We start from the raw sequence: 24999 nt of genomic DNA, 5'->3' as shown, positions 1-24999 counted from the left end.
CGAAATCCCCATCTAGATCAATAAATCAAAAATATGCGTCAGTATATGCGTCAGTATATGCGTCAGCAGATGATGTATTGAGCGATTTTTTCTTGCTGAATTGGGCTAAAGTGAGTATATTAGTTTAATCAAATACTTGCAGTCATCACTGCATAAACACTTGTCTAATCTCCCTTATAACAAAAAAAAGCCCATCTTTCGATGAGCTTTTTCTCAGTAGCCTTTACTGGGCAAATTTCGAACTTTTTCTTGGCTGATTTGCAGGAATTGGCGAAAGTTGCAAATCATTTTAAAATTTAAAGGTAGGTTACTGGAGAATTTTTGAACTGAAATTAGCAATTTCTTATTACCTGTATTCGGCATAGGTATTCTCATGCTCATCTCTTCTTAAGGGAAATTTAAATTTTGCTCAAAGCATACATACAATTAGATCAATCTTTGGTCTAATGGAATTTTAATAATATTAACAACGTTAATCAAATCGTGATATCCAGGAAATAGCGGATCTAACAAAATATTAAATTCTGATTGATTAACTGCTGACCTGACTTTGATTCCTAATAATTTATGATCAAGAAATAATTTGTCACCGAGTTTTTTACACGCAAAGTTATCAGTATTAAGCCAGTCTTCGGGATAATCAGCGTCGGGAATCTGAAAGATTAGTTCTTCTTTTTTGACCTTAATTTCCAAGATGTATAAGTCTTCCGGAGTTTCTTCCAAATCAAAGTGTACAAGATTTTCCAGAAAAGCCAGGGAAGAATTTTCTGAAGTGTAAAGCACATAGGTTCCCTTTTCATTCCAACGACCACCTGCTTTGAAAGCACCCATTCCCGAAAAATCTGTGGTTCTCTTTTCAGATTTCACGATTCTATAGACATGCATCTAAGAATATACTCCTTCCTCAATCCTTGTCAAGACATCCTCAACCATTCCTATTCCCGTCGGAGTAGAAAATAGGGACAAAGGACTTTCTCCATGCAAGGCATTGTTGGGTTTAGAAAGCCATCTGTGAACTTTCTCTTTATCGTCGAATACCTGATAGGTATGCTCAAGTACCCTTGCAACCTCAATAACTAAAGATGATGTTCTTTTATCAAGTTTATCATCACCTTGTTTTCTTTCAAGGGTTTTTATTGATAGATTCAGAATATCTTCCACAAAAGTCTTTTTGGACATCCCTGTATAACTAATTACCGATTCTGCTGAGGCTTTACTGATTCCCGCTCTAGAGAGTATTATAAGATCATAATAATTTTTAATTGATGCATTAAGTAGACGGCTACCGCCAAGCAGTTCGCTAATTCCGGGAGCCTGTATTTTCTCGTTTAACAAATTCATATACGACATTTTTATTAAAAATAGAAATTATTGTCGCAAATTACAAATTTAAAGTTTAAATATCTAATTGTTTCGACCACATTTTTGTTAAATATATAGATTCAGAATAGTCTGGAGCTTTGAGTGGACAGACCCCATTTTGGAAAACCAATCTGGTTGATCCCGGTTTGCCAAACTATAATTGCAAGATAATTAATGCTTTAGGTTAAGTTTATTTTTCGGTGGTATTGGGTCAATAGGTTGCGGTTTATCCATATATCGTAGAAGACCTAAACCCTGATCTTTACAAGAAATATCACGAAAAATATTCAACAGAGAAATCAGAGATTGAGCATTATTTGTTAGCCTTATCAAATAAAAGTGCGAACCTGGTCAGTTGTATTAAATTAGCAATCGAATATGCTGCCCAACTGCCTTCAAAATTGCTTTTGGTGATTATCATACTAAGCAACAACTGCAGGCTTTGCTGTTTCCCAAGGGTATGATGTATTATAAGAAAACGGATAAAGTTCGAACTTCTAAAATAAATTTTGTCTTTTTATATATCGCTCATTTTCATAAAATTATCCTTAAAAAGGAAAGAGGCATACCAGAATTAAATCTGAATTATGCCTCTTTCGCCGATTCGGTAGCGTCAAGCTTCAATATGTCTAACTTCTATGAACATTGCGAGGCTGAATTTTGAAAAAGTTGTGAAGAACAAGATTGAGTGACAGTATAGAATGAAGAAGGATTATAAAAAAGGCACGTCCTAGTTATCGGGGTAATTTGCTAATTAGAAAATTGATATGTTTTTTTAGTTGTAAATAAATTAGCTAAATTACAAATCAATCGGAGCTACTATTCTAAATCTAAGATTGAAGCTTTTGTGAAACTTGCCGACTTGCCAGATTATCACAGTATTACACCTTTAGTTGAAAGTATTCACATCCTTAATGTAATAAACAATAAATTTTTAAAGTATCATCGGGCATATGCATCTTACCTGACTATGATAGTCGATCCAAATATCCCGGCTTTACTGCTACATTATAATGGCAGATCGTATTTCATTAATTCTAATTAATTTTGAGCTATGAACTGGATCACCCGAGAACGACCAAAGATTGACCGGATAGCTTGCCCTTGGCTGATAAAGAATTTTATTGATCCTGATGCCATTTTTTGTTACGTGCCATTCGATACTGTTATCGGAAAGTCCTATGAACTAAATGCCACACCATTTGATGTGCCCGGTGTTGAGCTGACCCATAAAAACGGTCTATGTACCTTTGATGCCCTGCTTGATAAATATAAGCTGGATGATCCGGCGTTGCAGGTCATGGCGCCCATCGTGAGGGGGGCAGATACTGATCAGCATGGACTTGCAAGCCAGGCTTCCGGGCTATGGGCAATTGCCGCGGGAATGGCTTATAATATCAAAAACGATCAGGAATTGCTAAAAGCGGGTATGGTCATTTATGATGCATTGTACGCGTGGGCCAAACACCTTCAGAATGTGAGGCACACCGAAAGCCCGGTGGAGCAGCTGCTGGTGGATGTCTATCAAAAGTTTTTAAAACAGGGCAGAGGGGCCAAGATTCCCGCGTGGGCTAAAGAATTGAAAACCATTATACAGGATCAGATCGATACCAATCTGGCATTGACCCTAACTGGTATCTCCAGTGAGCTCAACATAAACCCGGCCTACGTTTCGAGGGAATTTTCCAAATATTTTGATAATCTTTCTTTCGGTGAATATATCCGTAAAATACGGATTGAGAAAGCTATTGTATATATTCAGACCTCAGATTATTCCTTATCTGAAATCGCCTATCTGACCGGATTTTCCGACCAGAGCCACTTTACACGCATTTTTAAGCTGAAAACCGGCTTTACCCCATCTGAATTTAAGAAAAACAGGAGCAAAAGGTAAGTTACATACCAAGAGTAAATCCTGTTCTATTTTACACCTGGAGAAACCTATAATCTTGTGGCATGCAAACACAAGTAAAAAATATTCTTACCTGCTTAGTCCTGGTTATCATAAATGCTTCCATCAGCTCTGGGCAGACTACGCAGACCTATCCCAGATTAGCTGGCTATATTGGTATCGTGCATCCTATTGTCACTTTCAGTTCAGACGGCACGCACACCAACTTTAAAGACAGTTATACCGTTGGCATGCCTATTGGAATTAATATCTGGAAAAGTGCCAAAATCGGTTTCTCCAGCGAAATTGTCCCAATAATAAAGGCAACAAATAGTAGCAGTAAGGTTAGTAATGTACTTTTTCATCCGGGCATACTCGTTGCTCTGGGCAATGGTTTTACCTTTGCAGGACGTGCCGCTTTTGAAACGTCAGGACGTTACGGGCTGACCCCGGTTATCAATAAGACGGTAAAAAAGAATAAGGGCAGCAGTTATTTTGTTGCTGTTCCGCTTCCGGCAAGGTTCGGAAATAGTCAACCCTGGTCCTTTGGTATTGGTTTTCAGTTCGGTATAGCTTTCTAAACCATGGAAACACAACAACGTAAATATAATCTGGCTGATCTGGTCATTTATTTTCTGAAGCTGGGCACCTGGGGCTTTGGAGGCCCTGTTGCCTTGGTTGGATACATGAACCGAGATCTTGTCGAAAACAAGAGATGGCTTACCGATGAGGAATATAAAGAAGGTCTGGCTTTGGCACAGCTTGCACCGGGTCCACTTGCGGCACAGCTCGGCATATATATCGGTTTTGTGCACTATCGGTTTTTGGGGGCAACACTGGTTGGTCTCGCTTTTGTGCTGCCATCTTTTCTAATGGTAGTTGCACTTGGGATGGCTTATAAACTTTATAGCGGACTAAATTGGATGCAGGCCGTTTTTTATGGGGTAAGTGCAGCAGTGATCGGTATAATTGCCATTAGCTCATACAAGCTGACGATAAAATCCATTAGCGGGATAAGCATAAATGCAATACGTTCTAAACGGTTGCTCTGGCTGTTTTATCTGCTCGGTGTTGTTTTTACTGTAATTACCCAAAAAGAGGATATACTGCTCTTTACGGGGTGTGGTGTCATCTATATGCTGGTCAAAGCCCCTCCCAAGTGGATCAGAAAACCATCAGCATTGACTGTATTAGTATGGACAGGAACAGGTTTCTGGCAATATGAAGGCAAGACTTTACAGGAACTTGGCTGGTTCTTTTTGAAGGCTGGCGCTTTCGTCTTTGGCAGCGGACTTGCTATAGTGCCTTTTTTACACAGCGGTGCGGTCGATCAATATCACTGGCTGAATGAACAGAAGTTTGTCGATGCGGTAGCAGTGGCAATGATTACGCCCGGTCCAGTTGTGATTACAGTTGCTTTTATCGGCTATCTGGTGGCAGGCTTTACAGGTGCCTGTGTAGCAGCATTTGCTACCTTCCTGCCCTGTTACCTGTTTACGGTGGCTCTGGCTCCGTCATTTAGAAAGATAGCCAGGAACGCGAGCATTAAAGAGTTTGTGAACGGGATAACTGCAGTGGTAGTTGGCGCGCTGGTCGGTGCGGTGATCATTATTGCCAGCAGGGCAATTGTTGATGTACCAACTGTACTGATAGCTGTTGTTGCCGCCTTATTATTGATCTTCAGCAAGAAAATCAAAGAACCTCATATCATATTGTTGGCTGCCATAACCGGTTTACTGATCAGGGGTTTCTGACCAATGAACTATTCTTGTCATGCCATTTAAAGACAAAGCAAAAATACTAAAAATAAAAGCCCACCTTTCGATGAGTTTTGATCAGTAGCTTTGATCCAAGAATGAATTTATAGAAGATTTTTGCCAGCTAGCTAAAATGGACAAACTTCAAGATTAATTCGAATCTGTTTCGCGCTTGGATTTCGGAGATTAAACTGTGAAATTTTTTGCAGTTTACATGTGCTCGACCAATTCAATATTTGAGAGATGGCTTCTAATAAGAGTTAACGAGATTTATAAGGTGGTCGATGTCAAAAGGCTTCGAAAGATAGTCGTCAAAACCCAACTTTTTGAAAATTTGGCTTATGTCAGGATTACAGCTGGAGGCGATAAGACCTGTGCTTGGCAAAAGGGATCTGATAAGTCTGGATAATGCTAATGGACGCAAGTAATCCTGGAATAAGTCTAATATTACCAAATCAGGCTTAAAACTGGTGATCTTGCTACTTGGGTCTATATCGAATAAGGGAAAGGTTTAATGATGCATTTTGTTTCCATAAAGACTAGGCTAATCACCTCAAAAACGGAAACATCCGGTTCGTATAACATAATTCTTTTCATGGAAGAATACCGAAAAGATAATTCTGCCTCGTTCGGGCAGGAATTTTTAGGGATAAAGACAAGTTAGTCAAAATAATTTTACAACCCAAAGTTGTCCGGTATAAGTTCTGTGACTAGGTGATCGGAAAAAGAAATTACTTCAAGGTTTACAGCGCAATTTTTGTTTGTGAAATTGCAATCGATGGGCTGCTCAAGTATTCCAGCCACTATTTGTATTCTCAAGAAACACCCGTTTAATGATAGCAATCACTCCTCCCGAATTTTCTCACGATGGTGTTTTTGCAATCAAACTGCATGCCCAGGCTGCTATCCGCTAATTTTCCCCGAAAGATAGGCTCTCAGGTAGGGGGCAGTTCGGCTTGTAGCATTTCTGCTTACCTGGGCAGGGCTCCCGGTGGCTACAATCTTTCCTCCCTGGGATCCCGCGCCCGGGCCGATATCGATGATATGATCGCTTCCTGCCACCACGTGCATATCGTGCTCCACCAGCACAACCGTATTGCCAGCATCAACCAGGCGATTAAGTTGGGCCATCAGCCGCTCCACGTCGCTCGGGTGAAGGCCCGTCGTTGGTTCATCGAGGATATAAAGCGTGCTTCCGTTCTGCGCCCGCTGGAGTTCAGTAGCCAGTTTAATCCGCTGCGCCTCGCCCCCAGAGAGTTCTGTGGCAGATTGTCCAAGCCTAAGGTAGCCAAGGCCGACCTCCCTTACCGTTTCAAGCGCCCTTGAAATGCCAGGTTCTTCATCAAAGAAATCGGCGGCCTCATCCACGGTGAGCTGCAGCACATCGGCAATATTTTTATCCTTATAGAAGATCTTCAGGGTATCCGCGTTGTAGCGTGTTCCCATGCAGACAGGGCAGGGGGTGTACACGCTGGGCAGGAACAGGAGCTCTACCATTACCTGTCCTTCGCCCTGGCAGTTGGCGCACCTTCCCTTGGCCACGTTAAAAGAGAACCGCCCTGCATCATAGCGCTTTTTCCTGGCCCCAGGCATGCTGGCGAACAGCTTCCTTACCGGATCGAAAAGACCTGTATAAGTGGCCAGATTGCTCCTCGGCGTTCGGCCGATGGGTTTCTGGTCTACCACCACCAGACGGCGGATCCCCTTGAGCCCTCCGGCAATCGCGCCCTTTACCATGTCCTCAGTCTGCTGCTCCAAAAGGTCCGTTCCGCTTTCCGCTTCAGCAGCTTCTGGCTTTTGCCCCAGCGCAGCCCCCACCAGTTCAACCAAAACCTGGGAGATCAGACTACTCTTACCCGATCCCGAAATGCCCGTTACGCTGGTCATTATCCCAATCGGGATGGCAACATCTAAATCCTTTAGGTTATTCTTGTGTACCCCTTCTAGTTCCAGCCACTGTTCCGGTTTCCTTTCCGCCTGTGCATTGGCTTTAGCAGATGGTGTTTTAGGATAGAGATAACCCGCTGTGATGGACGCTTTGCAGTCCTTGATCTTTGCCGCCGGGCCGTTATAGATCACCCTGCCACCATTTTCGCCCGCACCGGGACCAATGTCCACGATCCAGTCGGCATAGCGGATGACCTCAATCTCATGCTCGACAACAAAGATCGAGTTGCCATCCTGTTTTAGCCGGTCAAGGATATTGAGGAGCGCCCGAGTATCCGCAGGATGCAGTCCTGCCGATGGTTCGTCCAATACGTAAACAACCCCGAAAAGATTAGAGTGTACCTGGGTAGCAAGCCTAAGCCGCTGCAGCTCTCCCGGAGACAGCGTCGGCGTGCTCCGTTCCAGACTGAGATAACCCAGCCCTAGTTCCAGCATCACCGCTATGCGTGAATACAGGTCAGCTGCGATCCGCTGGGTAACCAGCTGTTTTTCCAGAGGATGCCTACTTGAATTATCCCCCCTAGTTGATCGCCGTGCATAAGGACCGAAAAGATCTTGCAGCACCTGGAGCGGTTGTCGGCTCATCTGGGCAATATCCAATCCCTCGAATTTTACCGACAGCGCCTGTTTTTTCAGCCTCTTTCCCCCGCAGACCGGGCATTCCCTTCCTATCATAAACGAAAGCGCGCGTTTTTTCATCAACTGGCTCTGACTGGTCGCAAAAGTCTGCAGTACATATCGCCGTGCGCCAATAAAGGTACCCATATAATCGAACTGTTTTTTTGCCCTGATTGCCCTTTGCACCTCTTGCAGGGTATACCCTGGGTAGACAGGAACCGAAGGCGATTCTTCAGTATACAAGATAAAGTCACGGTCCTTTTTAGAAAGCTGTTTCCAGGGAATGTCAACATCAATACCCATAGATGTTAAGATATCCCGCAGGTTCTGGCCCTGCCACGCAGTGGGCCAACTGGCAACCGCGCGCTCGCGGATAGTTTTTGTTTCGTCGGGAACCATGCTCCTTTCGCTCACCTCATATACTTTACCCAGTCCATGGCAGTGCCCACAAGCACCTTCTGGTGTATTGGGCGAAAAGCCTTCTGCATAGATGATACCCTGTCCACCTGGATAATCTCCGGCCCTGGAATAGAGCATTCGCAGCAAGTTGGAAAGGGTAGTCACGCTCCCCACTGTAGAGCGCGTCGAGGCTCCTCCGCGCTGCTGCTGCAGCGCAACCGCCGGTGGAAGTCCGGTGATGCTGTCTACCTCAGGGATCGACATCTGATTAAATAGCCTTCTCGCATAAGGAGATACGGATTCCAGGTATCTGCGCTGTGCCTCTGCGTAAAGGGTACCAAAGGCTAGCGAAGATTTTCCAGATCCAGAGACCCCGGTGAATACTACCAACTGGTCCCTTGGTATTTCCAAATCGATATTCTTTAGGTTATGTTCCCTGGCACCCCTGATAACGATGCTGGGTAATTTTTTATGTGAAGGCATATCTTGTTAAACAAAGCAAAGGGGATGCTAGTTTTTTTTGATTTCATCTAGGGGCAGAAATGTAAACATAAATTTAACTAAGACAAGATCCCCTGATGTTATCCATAGGGGATCTAGCCTTTTTATTTTTCACTTATTTAACTGCCAGCAAGGCAACCTTTTCGATTACCGGCGGCGTAGCCAGCAGTTCATCCGCATGGGCCATCAAAGCCTTGGCAATTTCTCCACCCAGATGTGCATCCCGCCCAGCTTCATCCGCAAAGGTATCGAATATACCGAAGGTAGACGGCGAGATCTGCAGCGCATACCAACGGATAGTTCCGGGTTCAGCTTCGGCCAAAGGCAGGGCACTTTTGATAAAATCTGCAACTTGTTGCTCTTTACCAGCTTTGGCCTCCAGGCGGGCCAGTAATGCTAATTTTTCCATTTTGTTCGTAATTTAAGGATTATCGGCGGCAAAAATTCCACCACTAAGAAAGCCTCACGAATAGTGCCAAGTTATAATATTAACTGTCAAATAATCAGATTATTAAAGGCTAATTTAATAAAGTGTCCTATGGAGGCTGAAAGGGTCTAAATCTTTAAAAAAAAATAAACATTTAATTTCACACCAGGTATTCAAGCAGAGATGAGATGCTCCCAAAAACGGCCACATATCCCGCACCAAACCGGACATTCTTGCCCAGAAGCCTACAATCAGCTTAATTACCTCTTTTGAGTTTTTGGGATATATGATCCCAACAATTATTCATTGAAGCCTTAGCCTGGATAAACCGGAATAAATTGACCCCATCTCGCCGAAATTAGATTTGCCGTAATTTTTTGAAAGTCAGCATATTATTGAATTGGCAAGATGGGGTCAAATAGATTGGTTTGTCCAGTAGGAGTCCAATTATTATTTAAGGCTTTCGTGTATTCCTGCTGTAGCTTATGAAGTAGTTTGGCTCTTTCTTTAATCGTTTTGGCATGATTTGGGAATATTGGTAAATTCAATTTGTTGCCATTATAAAATTTATAATGTTTTTTGTTATAGTAGAAATACACGTATGAACGTGAAGCTAAGTTGTCATTAGCAGAAATTTGTGGGGTTGTATACACGATGTTGTCGATTGTGCATATAAAACATTTAATCTTTCTTTCTAAAAATCCCACGAGAGAATGAAATAAAATTTCTCATTTGCAGAGCAGGGATGATTTTCAAAGTAAAGAAAAGATGTTAGGGGGGAGGATGAAATGCTGTAAAAGTGCCTTTAAATAGTAAAAGCCCATCTTTCGATGAGCTTTTAATTAGTAGCCCTTACTGGGCAAATTTCGAATTTTTTCTTGCCTGATTTGCAGGAATTGGCGAAAGTTGCAAATCATTTTAAAATTCAAAGGTAGGTTACTGGACAATTTTCGAACTGAAATTAGCATGCATTAATCAGTCTAAGAAGAATTACGCTAGAAGAATTATTCTATGCCAATTCTCAAATATGTATTTGAGTTAAAACTTTATTTGAGTCCATTGAAGTGAGATTGTATTTCAATAATTGAAATGAATCTTAAAGATCAGCCCTCGAAAATTCTAAACTATGATGTCAATTATTTAATGAAAAACCTAATATTGCTCAGCATTAATTTGAAACGTACATGCTATCGGTCACGCTTTCGAGCCAAACAGCTGGGCCGTGATCGCGACTGCTTATCGCAATCTGGACAAACTTAGATTCTGGGCTAGCTCCATGCCAGTGAGGAAGATTTGGAGGGCATTTTACAATATCCCCTTTATGTAGTATTATCTTCTTCTTACCTTTTTCCTGGTAATAGCCGACGCCTTCGGTAGCTAAAATTATTTGACCTGCCGGATGTGAATGCCAGTTAGTTCTTGCTCCAGGAGAAAAAGTTACGTTTCCTACCGTATTACCATTTAGAGTATCTGCATCGACAAGCGACTTTAGCCATACTTCGCCTACAAAGTTTTTACTTGTGTTTTTATTTCCCTTTGGAAATAAGGGCTGACGCTCTGACTCTTTTTTTTGATTAATGCATGAAGAAATAGCAATAACCATAAATAGCATTAAATATTTACCATTACATTTCATAGCCATATTAAAGATTGGTTTTATAAAAATCCGTTAGTTTATTCACAGCTTGACTTACGTACTCGGGCCTCCAATAAGTTTGTATGTGCGTAGCGCCTTCTATCAAGAATAGTTCCTTCTTTTTCGCATTGGTAACTTTTGCAAATGCTTCATCTGTCATGTATTTAGTATCTGCCTTACTTCCTGCAATCATTAACAGTGGTTGATCAATTAAAGTAATCTGGTCTGTAGCATCCCACGTCATTAAATCCATTAGGCTGCTTGTCGTATACAAAAACGTAGAATTTGGATGGGCATGACTACTGTAATAATACTCATATCCTTCACGATATAGATCAGTTGACGTCTTGGCGATTTCTTCATCGGTTAAACTTGCCACCCCTGAAAAAATTGATTTTCCACCTGTCTTTACCCGTCCATTTTCAGGGATTCTGCCACTTCCTTTTTCCAGGGTGCGAGCATCCGAAGCCTGTTTCAGCCTTTCCTGAATAGAATTTACCTGTGAGTTTTGAAAGCCGTTGCGTCTTACCTCTCCTGAATTGAACATACTCAAAGTCGCAACCGCTTTAAAACGTTTGTCTGATTGAGCTGCTTTTATAGTATAACCACCACCTCCACAGATGCCCAAAACACCTAAGCGGTTTGCGTCAACGCCAGGATACAGGGTAAGATAATCTGCCGCTCCATGTATATCTTCAGTGCGGTATTGAGGCTTATCAGTATGACGGGGCTCGCCACCACTTGCCCCCTGATACGCGGCATCGAAGGCAAGGGTAACATAGCCTGCTTCTGCCAGATGCTGTGCATACAATCCTGCTGTCTGTTCTTTGATTCCGCCGTTTGGATGAGCGACTACCACAGCTGGATATTTTTCTGATGGTTTATAATTAGCCGGTGTATAAACATTGGCAGCGATATTAATCCCATTGATCTTATATCTTACAGGATGAATATTGACCTTTCCTGTTTCATTTTTAGTTATAGCTCCTTTATATACCAATGTATAAGGATTTGTATTCTCTGTTTTTTTTAATGATTGTGCAAGCACTGGTGATACCATTATTGTAATGCTTAGTGTTATTAATAAACCGAGTTCTTTTAAAGCTTTCATATTATTCTTTTTTTTTACTATCTAAAACTACGTTGAGGACTTTTTGCGCCGCCTTTGATTTCTTTTTGCCGACAATTGGTTTGATCACCCTAACAAATTCTTCTAACTGAGCCGGCGTGAGCCCCACATTCATGCAAATATTCAAGTGTGAGGACAACATTGGTTCAGCCTCACCAATACTGGCGATTACTGATACGGTCAATAGTTCACGATCTTTGAATGTTAGTACATCCCTTTCGAAAATATCTGCAAACAAATGTTCCTTCAGAAACACTTCTATAATAGGTGAGAACGCTGCATAACCTTTTTTGGGACCGGTCTCTTTTATGCCTGTAAGCTTTTTCAGTACTATCTTTCCCCGCTCATACTTGTTAACATTGGTGCTTACCGGAGATGCTTGAAAACCTAATGGGTCGTTAAGTCCTTTAGCTTTCCGCTCGTCTAATACAGACATAAAGGTTTGTAATGCCCTGATACTACGTGGAAACCCGCAATATGCATAACAGTGTACAATGGCTTCCTTGATTTCATTGATGGTAAGGCCGGAGGTTAAACCCAGGGCCAGGTTTTCTTTCAAACCCACCAGGTCGCCATTTGCGGTCTGCGCTGCAATTGCGATAAGGCTCCGTTGCTTTGAATCCAGTGAACTTACCATTATATTTTCCTGTGCAGACATTTTTGAAATCAAAAACAATACACTACCAAGAAGTAGTGCCAGAGGTTTAATGTTAAATATTTTCATTGCCGTTCTTAATTTTTAACCTTGACTTTTTCCAACCATTTGATGATTTCTTCTTTCGCCTTTTTTTCTTTTTCGCCTTGCATCACAAAATATATACCGTCCCTTTCTTTTCCGCCCTGAATGGAAAAGCCTTCTAGGATAGTGCTTGACGGCGCCAGTTCTTTTAACTTCTGAAAAGTACTTCCTATGCCATAGCCGGCATTGGTGTTGAAGGGAATAAGGGTTTTTCCTTTAAGATCATGTTGCCTTAAAAAACTTTTCATAGGAGGAGGGAGCTGCATGCCCCAGGTTGGAAATCCCAGAAATATTACATCAAACTTTTCTATGCTATCTATTTTGGTTTTGAGAGGTGGCAGATAACCATCAGCGTTTTCCTTTGCCACCTGATCTACAATTGCCTGATAATTTTCCGGGTAGGGCTTTTCTAGCTCCAATGAAACCAATTTTCCGCCAACTTCCTTTTGGATAAGTTCTGCGATAGCTTTAGTGTTATTGGTTCGGGATAGATAAACGATCAGAATGTTTTTTCCATCTAACTTTTTCTCCGCTGCGGAAGAAGGGGCCTGGGCTTTTGTACAGCTAGAAAGCATGCAAATCACTATAGCGATCATTATGCCGGGATGAATTATTATTTTCATAAGCGATTTCTTTGATAACAAAGATCCCCAATTGCAATGCTTTGAGAGTATATGAATTACTTAGATTGCTACCAATTTTACTTATCAAGACCTTTCTCTTTTAGCCAGGTAGATAAAAGATCTGCAATCTCAATATTGTTTAGGTCAGAGAAGGCAAAATGGGTATTGCCCTTTATCCCGATCTCAGGGAGATGCACAACTTTAGCATCTCCACCATATTTATTTATCGTTGCAGCCCATATCCTGGCCATCTCCAGGCCTGAGCGCCAATGGTCACTATTCCATACCTTGGATGGATTTTTAGCAATGTTATCACCATAATAAATAATGATTGGCAGCATTGTCAGTTTTTTAAAATCATCCAGTGGTATTTCGGCGCCCACTAGTTCTCCGAACAATCCTGAGGACTTGATCGGTTTTGGCAATTCATTTTTTGGAAAAACGAAACCACTGTATGGCTCGTAGGCAACTATGGCCTGAATATTTTTATTTTGAATTGCGGTCATCCAGCCCGGACCGCCACCCTGGGAATGGGTAACCAATATACCTTCGCCGATTTTATCAAACAAGCTCGAAACAGCATTGGCAATAACCTTGCCGTCAAACGGGCCGGTATTTGGGGTCATCTGCCGATAAAACTGTTCCAGTGAAGCAGGATCTTTTGGAAATTGTACACCATTGAAATATTGTGGATAGTTGCCGATCCTAAACTGGGTGAACCAGAACTGTTCGTCAGCGAGTGGAGAAACGGTGGCTTGGACCATACTCTTACCAGCTTCGCCGCGGCGTGGCTGGTCCAGGAGATAAACGCTATAACCTTTGCGAAGAAATAGATTCTGAAATCCTTCACGTCCGTCTGGAGTGGTCTCCCATGTTTTTTTTGACTGACCGGCGCCATGGAGAAATACCATTGGATATTTCCTTGGTTGCTCGGGGATCTGGTAGAATGCGTAGGCATGATCGCCATGAAAGGTTTGCCCCGCAGAATCGAGGGCATCACTGACATTAAACTCCCCGGGTACAGTCTTTTTTGTGCCCCCGATAGAAAAGCTTCCCTGCTCTCTGATCACTAGAGATCGTGACATCTCATTTTGCCTATCTGACTTACATGCTGAGAAAATAAAGGGAACAACAAATAGCAGAAATATTGAATTACTTCTTACCATAATACTCGTCGTCTGAAACCTTATTTAACCAGATGGTTTTTCCTTTTGCAGAAGGCGAGGTGGCTATATAGGTCACGCCTGTTTTTGGTGTGGCACCATGCCAGTGTTCAACGCCTGGCATACATTTGATCACCTCACCCTTTTTAACTGTTCTTTTTTCTTTGCCTTTTTCCTGGTAATATCCTTCGCCGTCGGTTATGATAAGGATTTGACCACCCGGGTGAATGTGCCAGTTCAGGCGTGCATCGGGGTCAGATATTGCAACAGAAGTTCCATAAGAGAATACACTGTCGGGCGCATTAAGCTCTGTGAGCCATACGTTGCCCGTATGATGCACATTTGGAGATTTTTCTCCTTTTGGAAATATCGGACTATTCTGGGCAAATGTAACTTGCGACATTAGGCCACCCAGAAGACACGTTAAAAAAAATAACTTTTTCATATTCTGATTTATTAGTTGTTTTTATCATTTATTAATCATTTGCTGTGCCTGCGCTGTATAGCGATGTCCCTGAATTTGGATGTTGGATAGTGCAGTCTCGATTTCCTGAAGATCGTTAGAAGATAGCCCCACACTTGCCGCTCCAATATTTTCTTGAAGGCGGTTCAGTTTTGTGGTTCCCGGAATCGGGGCTATCGATGGTTTTTGCGCCAGGAGCCAGGCCAGGGCGATCTGCGCATTGGTTGCATTTTGTTTTGTGGCAATTGTGCCTAGCAGATCAACCAATACCTGGTTTGCTTTTCGGTTTTCTTCAGAAAACCTCGGAACGGTATTGCGAAAATCTGATTTGTCAAAACTGGTTCTTTCATCAATCTTACCCGTGAGAAATCCTTTTCCAAGTGGGCTAAATGGAACAAAGCCAATTTCGAGTTCTTCAAGCAAGGGGAGAATTTCCTGTTCGGGCTCTCTCCACCATAACGAATATTCGCTTTGTAATGCAGTTACTGACTGAACTTCATGGGCTTTGCGTATCGCATGCACTCCTGCCTCGGAAAGTCCAAAATGTTTTACTTTTCCCTCAGCGATCAGATCTTTTACAGTACCGGCCACATCTTCCATTGGAACATTTGGATCAACACGGTGCTGATAGAAAAGGTCGATTCGATCTGTGCGCAGTCTTTTAAGCGATGCTTCAGCCACCGCTCTTATTGTTTCCGGGCGGCTATCCAGGCCTTCAGTGGTCCTGGCATTTTTAAAGCCAAATTTAGTCGCGACTACCACTTCATTTCTAAAGGGTTGAATCGCCTCGCCTAAAAGTGCCTCATTCGTATATGGTCCGTATACTTCCGCGGTATCAAAAAATGTTATTCCCTGTTCATATGCTGATCTTATCAGTTCGATCGCTTTACTTTTTTCTGCGGCAGGTCCGTAACCGAAACTCAGGCCCATACATCCAAGGCCCAGAGCTGATACTTCCAGCCTGTTTTTGCCTAATATTCTTTTTTCCATCCTGTTAAACTTTATTAATGATTTAATTTTCGCTCGCCCAACCATTTTACCATGGCAGGATCCCGGTGATCGAAAAAGCTGCTGGTACCAGAGTCGAGCGTTTTGATGGTTTCCATTTCTTCTGCGCTTAATTGAAAGTCGAAAATGTTAATGTTCTCTTGCATACGCTCTTTACGCACAGATTTCGGAATGGCCACGATGCCACGTTGGTTTAGCCAGCGCAAAACGACCTGGGCAGTCGATTTATTGTATTTCTTCCCAATGTCACCAAGTACCTCATTTTTAAACATATCGTTTTTACCTTCCGCAAAAGGTCCCCAAGATTCAATCTGTACCTTATTTTCGCTCATAAACTGATGTGCATCTATCTGCTGATGGAAAGGATGCGTTTCTACCTGGTTTACTGCAGGCACAATCTCGTTGTGAATGATGAGGTCGATTAGACGGTCGGGCTGGAAGTTACTCACGCCAATGGCTCTAACTTTTCCTTCCTTATATAGTTCCTCCATGGCACGCCATTCTCCATAAACATCACCAAATGGTTGATGAATAAGATAGAGGTCAAGATAATCGAGTTGTAGTTTTTTAAGGGATTTCTCAAATGCAGCCTTGGCACCTTGATAGCCATTCGAATTTATCCATAATTTCGTGGTCACAAAAAGTTCTTCTCTACTGACTCCACTCGCCTTTATTGCTTTTCCAACAGCTTCTTCATTCATGTACGATTCAGCGGTATCAAGCAGGCGATACCCGCTATCTATAGCATCGATTACGCTTCTTTCGCACTCCGCAAGATCAGTTACCTGAAATACCCCAAATCCCAATATAGGCATCTCGATGCCGTTGTTTAATTTTACTGTTTCCATAGATAAATTATTCTAGTCTTAAATATAGATTACAAATATCCAACCTGTTGAGGGTTCAGCAGGTATACAGATTCCTGCTTTTACTACCAATTTTACTGATAGCATTTCTAATCTAATTATAACACTACTGAAATTGTTAAGTTTGTATTAGTAAAGAGATAACAGGATGGAAAAGGAATATAACTTCAAGTCAATCAGTGAGTACAATGATTTCAACAACCACGAAACGCATCATCCGCTGGTGAGTGTGATTGACTTTTCGAAGGCCGAGGAGCGTTCGGGAAGTAAGATGGATTTTGATGTCTACTGTATCTTCTTAAAGGATGTGAAGTGCGGCGACCTCAAGTATGGACGGCATTACTACGATTATCAGGAGGGCACACTGGTTTTCATTGCTCCCGGGCAAACAGTTGATGTAGAAAATAAAATAGATATTTATCAGCCTAAAGGCCACGGCCTGGTATTTCATCCGGATCTGATCCGGGGTACCTCGCTGGGAAAGGCATTGGCCGATTATCATTTCTTCAGCTATCATACCAGCGAGGCTTTGCATCTTTCCTCAAAAGAGCGGCAGCTGGTATTGGATCTTTTTGCAAAGGTCGATGCCGAACTTCGCAATGCGATTGATAAACATAGCAAGAAACTGATTGCTTCCACTATAGAACTTTTGCTGAATTATTGTGAGCGTTTTTATGACCGGCAATTCATTACCCGGGATACAGTCAATAAAGGCGTTCTTGAAAATTTTGAGACGCTGCTCAGCGGCTATTTCCTGTCGGAAAAACCCTATTCCATTGGTCTGCCTTCAGTTGCTTACTGCGCCGAGGAGCTGCATTTCTCAGCAAACTATTTTGGCGATCTCATTAAGAAGGAGACCGGGAAAACCGCACAGGATTTTATCCAGGAAAAAATTATTGACGTTGCAAAAGACAAAATATTTGAAACCGATAAATCGGTTAGCGAAATTGCTTATGAGCTTGGTTTTAAATACCCACAGCATTTCATCAGGCTATTCAAAAAACGTGTTGGCAGTACCCCAAATGAATTCCGTAACTTAAACTAATTGTGTTATAGTACCCATTTGTTTAGAAATGTATTGAAAGATTCCTTGAACTGTTCACTAACATAAATGGTTGTATCGCCAACAAGTACCGAAGTTTTAGTGGCAGATTTGATCGCAGAGGTTGAAACGATAAACGACCGGTGAAGTCGGATAAATTGATTTACCGGCAATTTTTCCTGTAGTTTTTTAAGGCTGGTTAGTGTAAGCAATGCTTTGTCTGAATGCTTGAGATGAATTTTTACATAATCCTTAAGACTTTCAATATATAGAATATCTTCTATTTCAACTTTGACCAGCTGATGCTCTACTTTTACGTAGACATATTGCTTGACTTCTTCCGGCTGGGAAGTAATACGCTCGGGTTGAACCAGGCTATTTTCTTTCATTATAAAATAATCATATGCTTTGGTGGCCGCTTTGGAGAAATCAACAAAACTAAATGGTTTGACAAGATAATCTAATGCATCTACCCTAAAACCCTCCAGGGCATACTGGTCGTAAGCGGTTGTAAATACTACCCTCAAATTTTTTTTCTTGTCCGATTGCTCGATGATCCTTGCCAGCTCAACGCCATTCAGGTCTGCCATGCGGATATCCAGAAAAACCACGTGCAGGGTAGGGTCAGCGTGAATATGCTTTAAAGCATCTAGCGCATTGTTGAATTTTGCTGCTAACTGCAAAAACGGCGTTCTGGTTATGTAGGAACTAACGAGGGTCAGTGCAGCTGGCTCATCATCGACCGCAATACAATTTATCTTCATTTACTGATTTTTAAAGTGATGCTGTGTTCTTTTGCATTTTCATCCCGGTCGATTTCCAGACTGTACTTTTCCGGATACAGCAGATCCAGCCTTCGTTTGGTATTGGCTATGCCGATTCCAGGATCTTCATCGAGCTGCTTGCCAAGGGTTTCAAAGAGCGAATTCCGAACTTCGAACTTCAAATTATTATCCACCACGGATATACCAATGAATATATAGCTGGGTTGGATAGCACTGATGCCGTGTTTGAAGGCATTTTCGACGAAGGGCAGCAAAAGCATCGGCACAATCTCCATATCTGGCAAATTAGGTTGCTTATCAACGATTATTTGCACCTCAGGAGATATCCGGACTTTCATAAGCGCAATGTAATCCTCAATGAAATCGATTTCCTTAAGTAACGAAGTTCGTTCACCTCTGGTATCATAAAGGACATACCGCATCATGTGCGATAGATTGTAAATTGAACTTTTGGCGGCGGGCTGATCGGTATCCATTAAAGCATATATCGTGTGCAGTGTATTGAAAAAGAAGTGGGGATTGATCTGTGCTTTTAAAAAGGAAAGCTCTGCGCTGATTCTTTCCCGTTCCGAGGTTTCATAGGCAAGCTGGTTTCGATGCATTTTTTTTGCAACAGCTGCAATATAACTTAAGGTAATGAAAACTACAGAAACCGTAATGACTATCGTGGTATCCCAATGGTCACTGGCCCAAAACTTTTGTCCTGCCGCGGTATAGGCTTTCTCCATTTCCGCATAAAGTTCAACTACCTTCCTGATCCAACGAAGAAATATTGGAATGATGTATACTATCAGGCAAACGATAATGAAATAAAGGAAGCCGAACCGTTTATTTGCCAGTTTTGGGAAAAGCAGGTACAGGTTTCCAAAATATAATACGGTATAAATACCATATTCAATACCCTGCTTTATCCAAAACACTGCGGGCATTTCCACTGATTTTGTAAGCGGAAGAAAAAATCCGATAAACAATGCGATAACCGCAACGAAGTCGATGCTAAAAACCGCCCGGAATATTTTGTGATAACGCGTCATGAATGACTTAAAATTATAATTACTTGCTTTAATGTTTCAATATACATTAAATCTCAACCATCAATTTGCAAAGGAGCGATTTTTATTCCGAAGTTTTTTTTCTACTAGACAGTCAGGCGAAATACATAGATGAATTGAAATAAATCATCTATCGCTCCAATAAAACAATTGCCATCTATGGAAATCCTTGAACCATCTATGAAATTTCCTGAACCGTCTATTATAAGACTTGATATCTAAATTAAAACTGTTTATTTGAGTATGAACCTACCTATACTAAACTATTTACGGATCATACTGGTGATTTGCACTGTCACGTTTTCACTGCTTTCCTGTTCGAAAAAAAGTGAACCCGAGGCTGCGGAGCCGGCACCTACCGTTCCAACTTCTGGCTCGTCGGTGGAGCGGAATCCTCCAAATTCAAGTTATAGCCCGGCCTTTGCAGGACAGACCAGAATTTCTGCTGTAAATACTACCACACGGATTCGTACAACCGTGGTCACCTCAGCGCTCGTTGCGCCATGGGGAATAGCAGCATTGCCAGACGGCAGGTTCCTGATCAATGAAAAGGCGGGAAGAATGAGAATAGTAAGTAGCAGCGGAACGCTTGGCGAACCAATAGCAGGGGTGCCTGCGGTTAATGCAAATGGACAGGGCGGGTTATTGGGTATATGTCTTGATCCGGAATTTTCGGGCAATAGAATGGTTTATTGGTCTTTTTCTGAGCCAGGTGCAGGCGGAAACCGAACCTCGATCGCAAAGGGCAGGCTTTCCAATGATGAACGATCCTTAGAGGCAGTTACGATAATCTACCGTTCTACACCGGCCTATAATGGGGTAAATCATTATGGAGGACGAGTGGTCTTTGATCCATCCGGTAATTTATTTGCGAGTACAGGCGAGCGCGCAGATAACGTGACCAGGGCCCAGGCTCAGTCTACAAGCGCATCTATCGGTAAGGTGATCAGAATCAGCCGGGAAGGACAACCTGTCGCCGGAAATCCCTTTACAGGCCAGCCAGGTGCGCTACCTGAATTATATTCTATCGGTCACCGAAATCCCCAAGGGCTGGCGATTCATCCTGTAACAGGTGAACTTTGGCAAAGCGAGCATGGTCCGCGTGGAGGAGATGAATTAAATAGGATTCAGGCAGGTGCCAACTATGGCTGGCCGACAATCACCTATGGTCTGGAATATAACGGGCAGCCGGTGCTCACCGGAATTCAGCAGCGAGATGGTATGACACAACCGGTGTATTATTGGGATCCAGTGGTTTCACCGAGCGGAATGACATTTTATAGTGGGGAGCGGGTTCCGGAATGGCGAAACAACCTTTTCATAGGCGCACTCAGTGGTATGCATATTGTCAGGATTGTTATTGAAAACAACCGGGTTACCGGTGAAGAGAGATTGCTTGCAGGGGAAAGCCAACGTTTTCGTGATATCACTCAGGGAACTGATGGGGCATTGTACGCTATAACAGATCAGGGAAGATTATATAAGATAGATAGAGAATAGATAAATCAATAATAACGTAAATATGAAAAAAGTATTTTTTAGCATTTTAATAGTAATTACAATGTTCAATATCGCTAATGCACAATCCACTACAGCAGCTGCGCCGACCAAATCAGAACAGGAGGTACTGGATCTTTCCAGAAAAAAATGGGTCTGGATGGCAGATAAGAATGTAGACTCTTTAGCTAAACTATTTGATTCCAGGGCTATGTTCGTGCATATGGGCGGCAGCTGGGGAACCGAAAGAGAACTGAATGTGATTAAATCAGGAGGCATTCACTACAAGAAAGCTGAAGTATATTCCGCATCGGTAAATATTATCGGCAATACCGCTATTTTATTGAATGATATCGATCTGGTTGCCGTTCTTGGTAGCAATGAAGTTATCAACCCATTTATGGTAACAGAAGTGTATGTAAAGGAAAATGGCACATGGAAAATGGGATCGTTGACGTTTTCGAAACTGTCAAGGGCAATAAAACTGGCTGCCAAAACAAATTAATTTTAGCACAGAACCTTTTAAATTTATGCAAGATCAGGATAACAACAAATTCTCACAGAACTTAGATAGAAGAAGCTTGTTAAAAGGAGGACTTGCGCTCGCGGGACTCTCCATGATGCCAGGCATTGCAACTGCAGGTAAAGCTAATCCTGAAATTACGCCCATAGTGGCAAAACCAGGAAAAAGGATGCTGGGTAAACTGGAGGTTTCTGCTATCGGGCTTGGCGTTCAAAATATGCACCGGACTTATCAGACGACAGTTCCGTCGAGACCTGAGATGCTCAATGTTATCAGAAAAGCCTATGATACAGGCGTAACTTTATTTGATACGGCGGAAGCATATGGACCTTTCGAATGTGAAAGGATATTGGGTGAGGCCATCTCCTCTTTCAGAAACAAAATTGTGATCGAGACCAAGTATGGCTGGAACATCGATCAAAAAACGGGGCAAAGATTGCCTGGTCTTAACAGTCAGCCAGCCCATATTAAGGAAGTGGTCGAAGGAATGCTCAAACGTCTGCAGACAGACCGGATTGATCTACTTTACCAACATCGCGTAGATCCTGCATTCCCAATTGAAGATGTGGTCGGGGCTATACAGGATCTGATAAAAGAAGGTAAGGTCTTGCACTACGGCTTGTCCGAACCCGGTATACAGACTGTAAGGCGGGCGCATGCGGTGCATCCGGTAACAGCCATTCAAAATGAATATTCGCTATTGTGGCGTGGACCCGAAGAAAAAATAATCCCCCTTTGTGAGGAACTGGGGATTGGATTTGTGTGTTGGAGCCCGCTGGGAGTAGGGTTTTTAACAGGAGCGATTGATGAGGGCACCCGCTTTGCCCCAGGAGACATTCGTGCAACAGAATCCAGATTTGCAAATGAGAACCTATCTAACAACTTGAAACTGGTAAACCTGTTAAAAGACTGGGCCGATAAAAAGCAGGCAACACCCGGACAAATTTCGCTTGCCTGGCTACTTGCAAAAAAGCCCTGGATCGTACCTATTCCAGGTACGACACAAATGGCGCATATGCTCGAAAATACTAGAGCTGCTGATGTTAAATTTTCTGCCGATGAGCTTAAAGCTTTCAATAGTGACTTAGCAGGCATTTCCGTGAAAGGCCTCCGATTGCCTCAGATGGTGCTCAACTTTTCTGATGTGGAAGCTCCGATTAAAAAATAATTCCAAACTCTACAAACCAGAATATATGAAACTCCTTATTCTCTCATTGGCCATTTCTATTAACTTTTCTTGTTATGCCCAGCAGCCCGGACCAGTGGTATCAACCGCTTATGGGAGTCTGCAAGGCGTTAATGAAGGAGATGTTTCCACATTTAAAGGAATTCCGTACGCTGCTGCGCCTGTTGGAGAAAACCGCTGGCGTCCGCCTCAGCCGCTTCCTGCATGGAAGGGGATAAGGGATGCAACCAAATTTGGCGCAGACCCGGCCCAAATGGGCTTTCCCCGTAATGGAAACAAAATTTCGGACAGCTCCTCTGAAGATTGTCTATTTTTAAATATCTGGCGTCCGGCTAATGCTGGTAAGGATGCAAAACTGCCTGTAATGGTCTGGATATACGGAGGTGGCTTTGTTTTTGGAAGTGGTGCTCAGGCCGGCTATTCAGGAGTCAACTTTGCAAAACAGGGCGTAATGCTCATTACTATTAACTACCGTTTGGGCAGGCTGGGTTTTTTTGCTTTTCCTGCATTGACCGACGAAAGAAAAGATGAATTTAAAGGCAGTTATGCCTATATGGATCAAATAGCAGCGCTGAAATGGATTCAGGCTAATATTTCTGCCTTTGGCGGAGATCCAAAGAACGTTACTATTTTTGGGGAATCAGCGGGCGGAGTATCGGTACAATCCCTTCTGACGATTCCCAGTGCAAGGGGACTGTTCCAAAAGGCAATCGTTGAATCAGGCGGTGGACGCGATGGGGTGTTGACAGGGCGACCAATCAGCAAAGAAAATGTCGATCCCTATTATCCAATCTCTGCAGAAACAATAGGTGTGAATTTTGCGAAAAAGCACGGCATTGAAGGCACAGACGCAGCAGCGCTGGCCAAACTTCGTTCGCTTAGTGTGGAGGACATAGTCGACGGGGGGCAGGAAAGCAACGGCCCGGGAGGAGCACCGACTTATTCAGGACCAGTCCTGGACGGTAGTTTGGTTACTGAAACAGCAGAGACCGCTTATAAAGCAGGCAAAACACCAAAAGTTTCACTCATCATAGGCTCCAATAGTGCCGAGGTTGAAGCAGGGTTTATTAGCGCGAATTCAAAAGAGGAGTTATTTAATCTGTTTGGTAGTATGCAGGAACAGGCTAAATCGGTTTATGATCCGGATGGCAGTACTGATTTTACCAAGGTGCGGACGATGGTCATCACGGATAAGGTATGGGCAGAGCCAGCCCGGTTTACTGCCAGCGCATTTTCGAAAAAAGGCACGCCTGCCTATGTGTATTTGTTTTCCTATATCTCGCCCGGTGCAAGAGGGCGTATGCGTTTCGGGGCTGCGCATGCGTCGGAAATCTCCTATGTTTTTGATAACCTGACGAGTAGGAATGGAGCGCCAATCGATCTTAAAGATCAGCAGGTGGCGAAAATGATGAATAGCTATTGGAGCAACTTTGCAAAAACCGGAGATCCTAACGGACAAGGTTTACCCACATGGCCGCTATATGTACGAAAAACAGGAGAGGTACTGGAAATTCAGGGCGACGGATCTGCAAGTGGAAAAATGGATCCAGTTAAATTAAGAACAGAATTGATTGAAAAAGTAATCAGCTCAGGTAAACTCCATTAGATAAATCAATATAAATCGTTATCGTGTAAAGGTTTAATTTTCAGGTTAATGAGTGATAAGTAACCAATAATATCAGTATATTAGAATAATAACAAAACATACATATGATTGCCAGACCAAATAAAGACAGCAAACATCGTGGCGCTGTAAGATCATTACTCGTGGTCACGATATTATCTTCAATTGTGGTTTTAATGGCCTTTGGAGCAGATTCCCTAACAGTTGATAGCCGGCCAAACGTGGTTAAGCCTATTGTGGTTAAGGACAGCATTGCATCGGTGACTGCTTTCAAACAGGTTTATGCAGTATTGATGAGTCCGCGATGCATGAATTGTCATCCATCAGGTGATGTCCCTTTGCAGGGTGATGACAGCCACATACATGCCATGTTACCAAAAAGAGGTGTAGATGGTAAAGGTGTTTACGCGATGAAATGTTCGAACTGCCACCAGCCCACCAATACGCCAGGTTTGCATACACCTCCGGGAAATCCTGAATGGCATTTACCTCCTGCAAACATGAGAATGGTTTTTCAGGGTAGAACTGAGAATCAGCTGGCCAGGCAACTTATGGATCCCAAAAAGAACGGAAACAAGGACGTGAAAAAACTTATTGCCCATGCCGACGATGGCCTTGTCCTTGCCGGATGGAATCCTGGCGAGGGACGTACATTGCCGCCACTTTCGCATGCAGATTTCAAAAAAGCCTGGATTACATGGCTAACCACTGGTGCTTTTGCGCCTCCGGAAAAATAATCAGATTACAAATTATTAAATCTT

The 24999-nt window shown here is 42.7% G+C and carries 23 protein-coding genes; 9 read left to right on the top strand and 14 right to left on the bottom strand.

What is annotated here, in order from left to right; genetic code table 11:
• Positions 1-426: 426 nt before the first annotated feature.
• Entirely contained in the window at positions 427-867 is a 441-nt protein-coding gene (locus AC04Q1_RS06180) for an RES family NAD+ phosphorylase (RefSeq protein WP_478362830.1), read from the bottom strand.
• Between the two features lie 18 nt (positions 868-885).
• Positions 886-1341: a type II RES/Xre toxin-antitoxin system antitoxin gene (gene parS, locus AC04Q1_RS06175; RefSeq protein WP_478362829.1), complete on the bottom strand. Its 456-nt coding sequence runs from the start codon at positions 1339-1341 to the stop codon at positions 886-888.
• A 1075-nt stretch (positions 1342-2416) separates the two neighbouring features.
• Between parS and AC04Q1_RS06170 the strand changes: the two genes are divergently transcribed.
• The 3 genes from AC04Q1_RS06170 to AC04Q1_RS06160 all read left to right on the top strand — a co-directional run bounded on the left by AC04Q1_RS06170 (position 2417) and on the right by AC04Q1_RS06160 (position 5007).
• A complete protein-coding gene (locus AC04Q1_RS06170; RefSeq protein WP_478362827.1) occupies positions 2417-3256 on the top strand; it encodes a chromate resistance protein ChrB domain-containing protein in 840 nt (279 codons plus the stop codon).
• Positions 3257-3318: 62 nt separating this feature from the next.
• Positions 3319-3834 carry a hypothetical protein gene (locus tag AC04Q1_RS06165; protein ID WP_113950420.1) on the top strand — a complete coding sequence of 172 codons (516 nt, stop codon included), beginning with the start codon at positions 3319-3321 and terminating at the stop codon, positions 3832-3834.
• Positions 3835-3837: 3 nt separating this feature from the next.
• Positions 3838-5007, top strand: a complete 1170-nt coding sequence (locus tag AC04Q1_RS06160; RefSeq protein ID WP_478362825.1) for a chromate transporter — start codon at positions 3838-3840, stop codon at positions 5005-5007.
• 906 nt (positions 5008-5913) lie between these two features.
• Here AC04Q1_RS06160 and uvrA read toward each other — a convergent pair.
• The 10 genes from uvrA to AC04Q1_RS06110 all read right to left on the bottom strand — a co-directional run bounded on the left by uvrA (position 5914) and on the right by AC04Q1_RS06110 (position 16511).
• Entirely contained in the window at positions 5914-8238 is a 2325-nt protein-coding gene (uvrA, locus tag AC04Q1_RS06155; protein WP_478362823.1) for an excinuclease ABC subunit UvrA, read from the bottom strand.
• Positions 8239-8590: 352 nt separating this feature from the next.
• Positions 8591-8884 (bottom strand): putative quinol monooxygenase, encoded by a 294-nt coding sequence (locus tag AC04Q1_RS06150; RefSeq protein WP_088300351.1) that lies wholly within the window; start codon positions 8882-8884, stop codon positions 8591-8593.
• A 1186-nt stretch (positions 8885-10070) separates the two neighbouring features.
• Positions 10071-10544 (bottom strand): cupin domain-containing protein, encoded by a 474-nt coding sequence (locus tag AC04Q1_RS06145; RefSeq protein ID WP_478362820.1) that lies wholly within the window; start codon positions 10542-10544, stop codon positions 10071-10073.
• A gap of 1 nt (position 10545) precedes the next feature.
• The gene (locus tag AC04Q1_RS06140) at positions 10546-11649 is read right to left on the bottom strand and encodes an alpha/beta hydrolase (protein ID WP_478362818.1); all 1104 of its coding nucleotides are present in this window, start codon (positions 11647-11649) and stop codon (positions 10546-10548) included.
• 1 nt (position 11650) lies between these two features.
• Entirely contained in the window at positions 11651-12391 is a 741-nt protein-coding gene (locus AC04Q1_RS06135; RefSeq protein ID WP_478362816.1) for a carboxymuconolactone decarboxylase family protein, read from the bottom strand.
• An 8-nt stretch (positions 12392-12399) separates the two neighbouring features.
• The gene (locus AC04Q1_RS06130; RefSeq protein ID WP_478362814.1) at positions 12400-13029 is read right to left on the bottom strand and encodes a flavodoxin; all 630 of its coding nucleotides are present in this window, start codon (positions 13027-13029) and stop codon (positions 12400-12402) included.
• Positions 13030-13106: 77 nt separating this feature from the next.
• Positions 13107-14114 carry an alpha/beta hydrolase gene (locus AC04Q1_RS06125; protein ID WP_478362813.1) on the bottom strand — a complete coding sequence of 336 codons (1008 nt, stop codon included), beginning with the start codon at positions 14112-14114 and terminating at the stop codon, positions 13107-13109.
• A gap of 67 nt (positions 14115-14181) precedes the next feature.
• Positions 14182-14637 carry a cupin domain-containing protein gene (locus AC04Q1_RS06120; RefSeq protein ID WP_478362811.1) on the bottom strand — a complete coding sequence of 152 codons (456 nt, stop codon included), beginning with the start codon at positions 14635-14637 and terminating at the stop codon, positions 14182-14184.
• Positions 14638-14661: 24 nt separating this feature from the next.
• Positions 14662-15645, bottom strand: coding sequence for an aldo/keto reductase (locus AC04Q1_RS06115; RefSeq protein WP_478362809.1), 984 nt, complete (start codon positions 15643-15645; stop codon positions 14662-14664).
• A gap of 14 nt (positions 15646-15659) precedes the next feature.
• Positions 15660-16511: an aldo/keto reductase gene (locus AC04Q1_RS06110; RefSeq protein WP_478362807.1), complete on the bottom strand. Its 852-nt coding sequence runs from the start codon at positions 16509-16511 to the stop codon at positions 15660-15662.
• Between the two features lie 166 nt (positions 16512-16677).
• Between AC04Q1_RS06110 and AC04Q1_RS06105 the strand changes: the two genes are divergently transcribed.
• A complete protein-coding gene (locus AC04Q1_RS06105; RefSeq protein ID WP_478362805.1) occupies positions 16678-17574 on the top strand; it encodes a helix-turn-helix domain-containing protein in 897 nt (298 codons plus the stop codon).
• 5 nt (positions 17575-17579) lie between these two features.
• On the opposite strand, the gene AC04Q1_RS06100 is transcribed toward AC04Q1_RS06105, so the two are convergent.
• Complete coding sequence (locus tag AC04Q1_RS06100) at positions 17580-18335, bottom strand: LytR/AlgR family response regulator transcription factor (RefSeq protein ID WP_478362803.1); 756 nt, start codon at positions 18333-18335, stop codon at positions 17580-17582.
• Positions 18332-19390: a sensor histidine kinase gene (locus tag AC04Q1_RS06095; protein ID WP_478362801.1), complete on the bottom strand. Its 1059-nt coding sequence runs from the start codon at positions 19388-19390 to the stop codon at positions 18332-18334. The genes AC04Q1_RS06100 and AC04Q1_RS06095 overlap by 4 nt, the downstream gene beginning before the upstream one ends.
• Positions 19391-19651: 261 nt before the next feature.
• Between AC04Q1_RS06095 and AC04Q1_RS06090 the strand changes: the two genes are divergently transcribed.
• The 5 genes from AC04Q1_RS06090 to AC04Q1_RS06070 all read left to right on the top strand — a co-directional run bounded on the left by AC04Q1_RS06090 (position 19652) and on the right by AC04Q1_RS06070 (position 24975).
• A complete protein-coding gene (locus AC04Q1_RS06090) occupies positions 19652-20908 on the top strand; it encodes a PQQ-dependent sugar dehydrogenase (RefSeq protein ID WP_478362799.1) in 1257 nt (418 codons plus the stop codon).
• A 22-nt stretch (positions 20909-20930) separates the two neighbouring features.
• Complete coding sequence (locus AC04Q1_RS06085; RefSeq protein ID WP_478362797.1) at positions 20931-21410, top strand: nuclear transport factor 2 family protein; 480 nt, start codon at positions 20931-20933, stop codon at positions 21408-21410.
• Between the two features lie 25 nt (positions 21411-21435).
• On the top strand, positions 21436-22596 hold the full coding sequence (locus tag AC04Q1_RS06080) for an aldo/keto reductase (RefSeq protein ID WP_478362796.1): 1161 nt from the start codon (positions 21436-21438) through the stop codon (positions 22594-22596).
• Between the two features lie 25 nt (positions 22597-22621).
• Positions 22622-24220 carry a carboxylesterase/lipase family protein gene (locus AC04Q1_RS06075; RefSeq protein ID WP_478362794.1) on the top strand — a complete coding sequence of 533 codons (1599 nt, stop codon included), beginning with the start codon at positions 22622-22624 and terminating at the stop codon, positions 24218-24220.
• A gap of 104 nt (positions 24221-24324) precedes the next feature.
• Positions 24325-24975 carry a hypothetical protein gene (locus tag AC04Q1_RS06070; protein ID WP_478362792.1) on the top strand — a complete coding sequence of 217 codons (651 nt, stop codon included), beginning with the start codon at positions 24325-24327 and terminating at the stop codon, positions 24973-24975.
• Positions 24976-24999 lie beyond the last annotated feature (24 nt).

It is taken from the genome of Pedobacter humicola (genome assembly GCF_056490705.1).
The sequence above is the reverse complement of the archived record's forward strand: the minus strand, read 5'-3'. Positions and strand labels throughout refer to the sequence as shown.